Below are 6479 nucleotides of genomic sequence, written 5' to 3'. Positions count from 1 at the left end.
TTTGGCACGGACATCGCCCACATAGTCGTCGATGCGGCTGACCATGGCGGCGTAGGCCGCGCGGGGTTGTCGCTGTCCACCGTAATGCAAGCCAGGGTAGGGTTTTTCGGGGGCAAAGATGCTCTCGCCGTCTTTGGTCTGGTAGCGGCTGAGAAGGGCATTGGTCGTTACAAGTTCGGCATGGGGGATGGTGAGTGAGAGGTAAAGGAAGAAGGGCTTGGCTTTGTTTTCGTCAATAAAGTCCAGGGCTTTTTCCTCTATATAATCATTGGCAAAACTACTCTGTCCTCCCTCGGTTCTGACCCTCTCCCGCAAAGGCTTTTTCCCCTGCACAAAATTCCAGACGATGCCGGGAAACTGAAAATGCGCCTCCACATGGTGCAGAAAACCGATAAACTTGTTCCAACCTTTCAGGTCGGGCATCCCGGTGGTATTCATATCGCCCAGGCCCCACTTCCCAAACATTCCGGTCGTGTAGCCCTGCTCTTGTAAGTACTGCGGCAGGATTTTGTCCTGCGGTCGCAGTGGAATCTCGCCGTTGCCCCGGATGTAGCTGTGCCCGGTATGCTTGCCTGTCATCAGCGAGCAACGCGAAGGTGCACAGACGGTACTTCCGGCGTAGAAGCTCGTGAAGCGCAAACCATCGGCCGCCAGCTTGTCTAAGTTCGGCGTCTTGATTTTCTGCTGGCCATACGCACCCAAGTCTCCGTAGCCGAGGTCGTCGGCCATAATGTATATGATGTTGGGTCGAGCCGCCAGTCCGTCGGTGCGGTTCGGCTTGATATGGGTAGCTTTTTCCTTCGGAATGAAAGCCAGAGCGCCCAGGCACCCGATCGTAACGAATAAAATGATTTTTAGCGATTTCATTGAATGTTGTTTTGAGTCTCAGCGCTATACGGCGCTTTATAGTTTCGCTCTACGGCGGGAGTGAGAAAAGAGCCAGGGCAGTAGTTCCGGCTCGGCGAAGGCATTGTCCCAGCTATTGTGGTTGACGCCCGGATACTCGGTGTACTTGACGGGTACTTTTACGGTTTTTAATTTCTCGACAATTTCCCGCGAATTTTTTACGGGTACTACGGAATCGGCATCGCCGTGGAAAACCCAAAAAGGCGTTTTGCGGACGCGTTTGTCATAGGCGGCTACGTCGGCCCCACTACAGATGGGCGCAGCGGCGGCAAAAGCTTTGGGATGGCGATACACCTGCTCAAAAGTACCCATCCCCCCCATTGAAAGTCCCATGATATACAGCCGCCTTGTATCTACACTTTCTTCTCCGACCATTTGCTTCACCAAATCGTAGGCCGCTTCCAAAGGCCAGTTGGACGAGTTACTATAATCGAAGTTGAACGTCATGGGCCGCTTGTCGCGATCGACCTTTACGGAAGACCAGTAACTTTCCTCCGGGCATTGCGGCATGACCACAATGGCCGGAAATCGTTCCCGATTCTGGGCATCCAAAAACATGTTGGCCCCATGAACGAGTTGTTTTTCGTTGTCGTTACCACGTTCTCCGGCCCCGTGCAGGAACAGAATGAGCGGGTACTTTTGGGCCTTGTCGTAATTTTCGGGGAACAACAATCGGTACGGGAGGGTATTACCCTCGTCGGTCTTGAACTCCCGCTTTTCGTACTGGTCAAGATTCTGAGCGTAGGAACAATACGCTAGAAAAAGCAGCAGCACGCAAGCCGTCAGTCGCACTGGATAAATTGTTTTTAAAGTCATTTTTTTATAAAAATAAATACGGGAGCAAAAGAGGACAACTAGTAGTTTTTACCTGAAAAAAATCATTAGTACATCCGTAGAAAAAGCTTAAAATCGGCTTTCTCTCAAAAATCAAAGCCCAAATACAAAGGGTTTTGTCGATACTACTCATCGGCTCTTGCCCGTGAACTCAAATTATATCTCGTAAATTTTAAAACGAGTAGCGTTCCGTTGGGCGGCATCCCGCCGGACGGAACCCCGCTCATCGACTTCTCAAAACCATGTCAAAAATAGCCCTAATAACCGGAGCATCCTCCGGCATCGGAAAAGCCACCGCACAAGCCTTCGCTAAAATCGGCATCGACCTCATACTCTGTGGTCGCCGCCAGGAACGCCTCACCGAACTCAGCGAGGCGCTTGGCCCCTACGTCAAAACTACCACCTTGACCTTCGATGTCCGCGACCGAAAGGCCGTTGCCGCTGCCATCGAATCCCTGCCAGCCAAATGGCAGGACATCGATATTTTGGTAAATAATGCCGGAAACGCGCATGGCTTCGGCCCCGTGGACGAAGGAGATACCGAAGACTGGGATGCCATGCTCGACAGCAACGTCAAGGGACTCTTGTATATCACCAAAGCCGTAACGCCCGGCATGGTGCGGCGCGAACGGGGGCATATCGTGAATTTGAGCTCCATTGCCGGAAAGCAAACCTACGCCAACGGGACGGTCTATTGCGCTTCCAAAGCCGCCGTGGAGGCACTTAGTGAAGGGATGCGGCTCGACCTCACACAGCACGGCATTAAGGTGACCAACATCGCGCCCGGTGCGGTGGAAACGGAATTCTCCATGGTACGCTTCAAAGGCGACGAAGCCCGTGCCGATAAAGTCTATGAAGGATTTGCCCCGCTACTGGCTGAGGATATCGCCGACAGTATTGCCTACGCCATTAGCGCTCCGCCCCACGTGACTATCGCGGACATTACGATTTTGGCGGCAGCGCAGGCCGCGGCTACGACGGTTTATCGCAAGAGCTAAGTACTTTGCCACTCGGTACGTTTGGGCCGAACCGACTGTTATCAACAGGCGAAAAGAAAGCATAAGGGGGGAATGATTAGCGGGGATTTGGTGTATTTCAATCAGGAAAACACCAAAGGCTTTGCCAAAAACCGACCATGCAAACCGAAGCAATCATCAATAAAGTAGCCAACAGCGGTTTAGTGTCGCTGGATTTGGAAAACTACTACCACGCCGGCGAGCGGGTGATTTACGACTTAAAGGACAATCTTTTTCAGGGGATGATTCTACGGGAGAAAGATTTTCGGGAATTCCTGAAAAACTACGATTGGAGCCAATATCAGGATAAGAACGTAGCTATCGTGTGCAGTGAGGACGCCATAGTTCCTACTTGGGCATATATGCTGTTGGCCACCAAGCTGGAACCTTACGCCCACGCTTTCGTCTTCGGAGACTTGACAGCTCTTGAAAATAAGTTATTCTACGAAGCGATCGAGCAGATAGACCCGGAGGATTTCCGCGACGCGCGGGTCGTCATCAAAGGCTGCAGCAAACATCCGGTGCCCACTTCGGCTTACGTGGAAATCACGCGCCGATTGAAGCCTGTCGTGCAAAGCCTGATGTTCGGCGAGCCGTGTAGTACGGTGCCGTTGTATAAAAGACCGCGCGTCTAACCAAGTACAGCGTTCTTCGTTCGGCATGGGTCGCCCCGTTCGTTATTCGAAGAGAGATTTATTCCTTTCAAAAGCGAAGTTTTTTGCCGATTTGCTTCCGCTTGGACGCGATAAATCGCGTCTCTACATACTTCTCTGCAGCTTTGTGCCTCATAACAACAAAGGCACAGTTTTTTCAAATTGGTTTTGCAATCATTTTTCAAACCAATCTAAAAACAACATCATGACTCAAAATATCTGGAAAGGCGTATTAGCCGGGGCTATTGCCGGGATTATAGGTACTGCCGCTAAGACCGTTTGGGAAGAGTATATGCCCACCCGCCCGGCGAACCGCGACTCGCCGCCCGTGGTGCTGGGTGATCGCGTAAAAGAAGAAGCCGTCAGCGAAGACTTGACTAAAAGTGAGAAAACTGTGGTGGAGCAGTCTATGCACTGGGCTTTTGGTACGGGTATCGGTGCGGCGTACGGTGCTGTTGTCGAGGCTCTGCCCGATACGCAAAAGGGTATGGGTGGACTGCTCGGTACGGCCCTCTACGGAGTTACGCACGGATCTGTGCTGCCGATGATGAATACAGAGCCCTGGCCGTTGAAGCAACCTCTGAAATTTGCCGGGAGTGAGTTCGCCAGCCACGTTGTGTATGGTTTCGTGGTGGAGTTCGCGCGTCGTTATGTACGCAAGTGGCTGTAAAAAAAATCAATATACGAGCCGGAAACTACGACGATGATGAATCGTCGGACCGTATTCATTGAGAGCACGGCGGTGCTGGATGGTAGGGTATCCAACATTGGTTGCCCAGCCGTATTGGGGAAAATCTGCCGCAAGTCGCTCCATTAGTTCGTCGCGGTAGGTCTTGGCTAAAACGGAGGCCGCCGCGATGGACAAAAAGAGGGAGTCGCCCTTCGTAACGCAGGTGTGCGGCACGAGCGGGTACGGTACGAAACGATTGCCATCCACCAAAAGGTGTTCCGGTTCTATCCTTAGTTGACTTACCGCGCGGTGCATGGCTAAAAAGCTGGCTTGCAGGATATTGATTTCGTCAATTTCCAGGTGCGAGGCCTCGGCGACAGCCCAGGTCAAAGCTTCACGCTCTATTTCCGCTTTTAAAACATTGCGTTGTTCTTTACTTAGCTGCTTGGAATCGGTTAACAGCGAATGCCTATAGTCGGGCGGCAGAATCACCGCCGCCGCGACCACGGGGCCAGCCAGGCAACCCCGCCCCACTTCGTCCAGTCCGGCCTCGATCACCCCTTCGGTATGGCAGGAACGCAACATCAGTCTTCCAGAATATTACCCATAAAAGTACTCTTCGTGGCAAAGGCCAGCAGGATCAAAACTACCGCCCAGTATAAGTAAACCCGGTAATAATCTGTCACCTCCCGGAAAACTACATTCTTAAACTTCACTTTCTCCAACTTATTGATTTGAGTGAATACTTTGACCAGGGCGTCATTGTCCGTCGCACGGAAGTACTTTCCGTCGGCGGCGGCGGCAATTTCCTGCAATTCGCTCTCGTCTACTTGCGCAGAAACTACCCTAAGAGAGTCGTTCTTACCCGGGCGGCGGGTGTTTCCTACCGCGATCGTATAAATCCGCACCCCGAATGCCTTGGCCAATCGGGCTGCCGTGATGGGGTCGAGATTACCGGAAGTATTGTCACCATCACTAATCAGAATTGTCACTTTGCTTTGGCCTTTTGAGTCGCGCATCCGGTTGACACCCACAGCTAAGGCACTACCGATGGCGGTTCCGGCAGTGCGAATCATATCAGGTTTCAGGTCTTCCAGAAAGCCATAGAGCAATTCGTAATCGGTTGTGAGCGGACAGAGTGAGTAGGCTTCTCCGGCAAAAACGATGATTCCGATCCGGTCTTGCAGGCGCCCCCGAACGAAATCGCGGGCCACCCGCTTGGCGGCGGTGAGTCGGTCGGGGTTCAGGTCTTTTTCGAGCATGGAATCTGATACATCGACGAGCAGCATAATATCTATCCCCTCTGAAAAGCGATCAGTGCGCTCAGTGATAGTTTGGGGCCGCGCTAAAGCCAGCAGAATGCACATCAGGGCCAGCGCCATGCTGACGGGCTGCACGTAGCGGAGGCGCGTGAGCCAGTCGTCGGGCGTTTCAGTGGCTTCGTAGGGAATCGTCAGGAACTGCCGTGACTTGCGGTGGAAAGCATTTCGCAGCAGAAAAACCAGCGGAATCGCAGGAATGGCGTAAAGAAAGTAAGGGTGCGCCCAATGAAACGAGCGTATAGCTTCCCATCCAAACCACTTCAATGACAACCAGTTTTCCATCGTATGCTTACCTAGCGAGCTGTTTTCTCTGCGTTTAGCTGCATGATTTCAAGTCGATGGCGGTGGTACACCCGTTGCGCTACGTTTCTCAAAGTCTGTAGTGAGTCATCCATTTGCGGCGACTTACCTTGTCCGTAAATAATGCGGTCGATGTCTTTTAAGGCATCTTCCAAAGCTCTGTCCGGAATATTGTCCACTATTTCGCGGGTAGTGTAGGTGGCAAAAGGCTTCTTCTCGACGGCCTCCAGGTATTCTTTCCAAACGACCACGGCCTTTTCGGCAGCGCTGGTATTATTGCGTTCGCGAGCGTTGCGGTTCAAGCGATTAAAGGCACGTACAAACTCGCTATGCCTCCTCTTCAACAAAAACCCCCGCCACTGTCGTTCGATTTCGCGGCCAAACAACCAATAAACTACCAAAACAACTAATCCGACCGAGCCAATAAACACCATAAAGATGGGGTAGTTGAACGCTCGCTTGAGTTCGTATACTGTGGTTTCGGCCCGTAGTAGCAGCGTATCGGGCCGCGCCGTGACGGGCAGGGCCGAGCGCAGCCATAGGGTATCGGGCGCGGCGTAAACGGCCGTACAATCACGAGCCGCCAGCAGAAAAACGGGCAAGCGAAGTACCTGTATAGCTGCGACGTCAAAGGAAACCAGTCGGTAGATCGTACTATCCAGGCTACCGAGCGAATCGGTGCGGGTGGTGAAGTACTCCTGTCCGATCATTTCGAAGGGGGAGAAATTAAAGGCTGAATCGGGGAAGAAAACCTCAGCCGCCGGATCGTGCAAAAAAC

The 6479-nt window shown here is 52.4% G+C and carries 8 protein-coding genes; 3 read left to right on the top strand and 5 right to left on the bottom strand.

Annotated elements, in window-relative coordinates; all coding sequences use genetic code 11:
- Together ACEW8P_RS06450 and ACEW8P_RS06445 are read right to left on the bottom strand one after the other, a co-directional pair.
- Window positions 1–867 (bottom strand): sulfatase-like hydrolase/transferase (locus ACEW8P_RS06450; protein WP_373512279.1); only part of this gene is annotated, 867 nt, incomplete at its 3' end.
- Window positions 868–903: 36 nt separating this feature from the next.
- A complete protein-coding gene (locus tag ACEW8P_RS06445; protein WP_373512278.1) occupies window positions 904–1722 on the bottom strand; it encodes a prolyl oligopeptidase family serine peptidase in 819 nt (272 codons plus the stop codon).
- Window positions 1723–1982: 260 nt separating this feature from the next.
- Between ACEW8P_RS06445 and ACEW8P_RS06440 the strand changes: the two genes are divergently transcribed.
- From ACEW8P_RS06440 to ACEW8P_RS06430, 3 genes are all read left to right on the top strand, one after another.
- On the top strand, window positions 1983–2738 hold the full coding sequence (locus ACEW8P_RS06440; protein ID WP_373512277.1) for an SDR family NAD(P)-dependent oxidoreductase: 756 nt from the start codon (window positions 1983–1985) through the stop codon (window positions 2736–2738).
- A gap of 137 nt (window positions 2739–2875) precedes the next feature.
- Complete coding sequence (locus ACEW8P_RS06435) at window positions 2876–3391, top strand: DUF2480 family protein (RefSeq protein ID WP_373512276.1); 516 nt, start codon at window positions 2876–2878, stop codon at window positions 3389–3391.
- Window positions 3392–3614: 223 nt separating this feature from the next.
- Entirely contained in the window at window positions 3615–4079 is a 465-nt protein-coding gene (locus tag ACEW8P_RS06430; RefSeq protein WP_373512275.1) for a DUF1440 domain-containing protein, read from the top strand.
- Between the two features lie 6 nt (window positions 4080–4085).
- Here the strand turns inward: ACEW8P_RS06430 and ACEW8P_RS06425 are convergent, their stop codons facing one another.
- From ACEW8P_RS06425 to ACEW8P_RS06415, 3 genes are all read right to left on the bottom strand, one after another.
- Window positions 4086–4664, bottom strand: a complete 579-nt coding sequence (locus ACEW8P_RS06425) for a ribonuclease HII (protein WP_373512274.1) — start codon at window positions 4662–4664, stop codon at window positions 4086–4088.
- The gene (locus ACEW8P_RS06420) at window positions 4664–5665 is read right to left on the bottom strand and encodes a VWA domain-containing protein (RefSeq protein WP_373512273.1); all 1002 of its coding nucleotides are present in this window, start codon (window positions 5663–5665) and stop codon (window positions 4664–4666) included. The genes ACEW8P_RS06425 and ACEW8P_RS06420 overlap by 1 nt, the downstream gene beginning before the upstream one ends.
- A gap of 29 nt (window positions 5666–5694) precedes the next feature.
- A partial coding sequence (locus tag ACEW8P_RS06415; RefSeq protein ID WP_373512272.1) for a hypothetical protein occupies window positions 5695–6479 on the bottom strand: 785 nt, incomplete at its 5' end.

It is taken from the genome of Persicitalea sp. (assembly GCF_041751555.1).
Taxonomy (GTDB): domain Bacteria; phylum Bacteroidota; class Bacteroidia; order Cytophagales; family Spirosomataceae; genus Persicitalea.
Note: the sequence above shows the minus strand (reverse complement) of the source record. Positions and strands in the feature narration are given on the sequence as shown.

Excerpts from the sequence above, each read along its gene's own strand:
- ACEW8P_RS06445 (WP_373512278.1), bottom strand. The coding sequence starts at position 1,722 with ATGACTTTAAAAACAATTTATCCAGTGCGACTGACGGCTTGCGTGCTG.
- ACEW8P_RS06425 (WP_373512274.1), bottom strand. The coding sequence starts at position 4,664 with ATGTTGCGTTCCTGCCATACCGAAGGGGTGATCGAGGCCGGACTGGAC.
- ACEW8P_RS06435 (WP_373512276.1), top strand. The coding sequence starts at position 2,876 with ATGCAAACCGAAGCAATCATCAATAAAGTAGCCAACAGCGGTTTAGTG.
- ACEW8P_RS06430 (WP_373512275.1), top strand. The coding sequence starts at position 3,615 with ATGACTCAAAATATCTGGAAAGGCGTATTAGCCGGGGCTATTGCCGGG.
- ACEW8P_RS06440 (WP_373512277.1), top strand. The coding sequence starts at position 1,983 with ATGTCAAAAATAGCCCTAATAACCGGAGCATCCTCCGGCATCGGAAAA.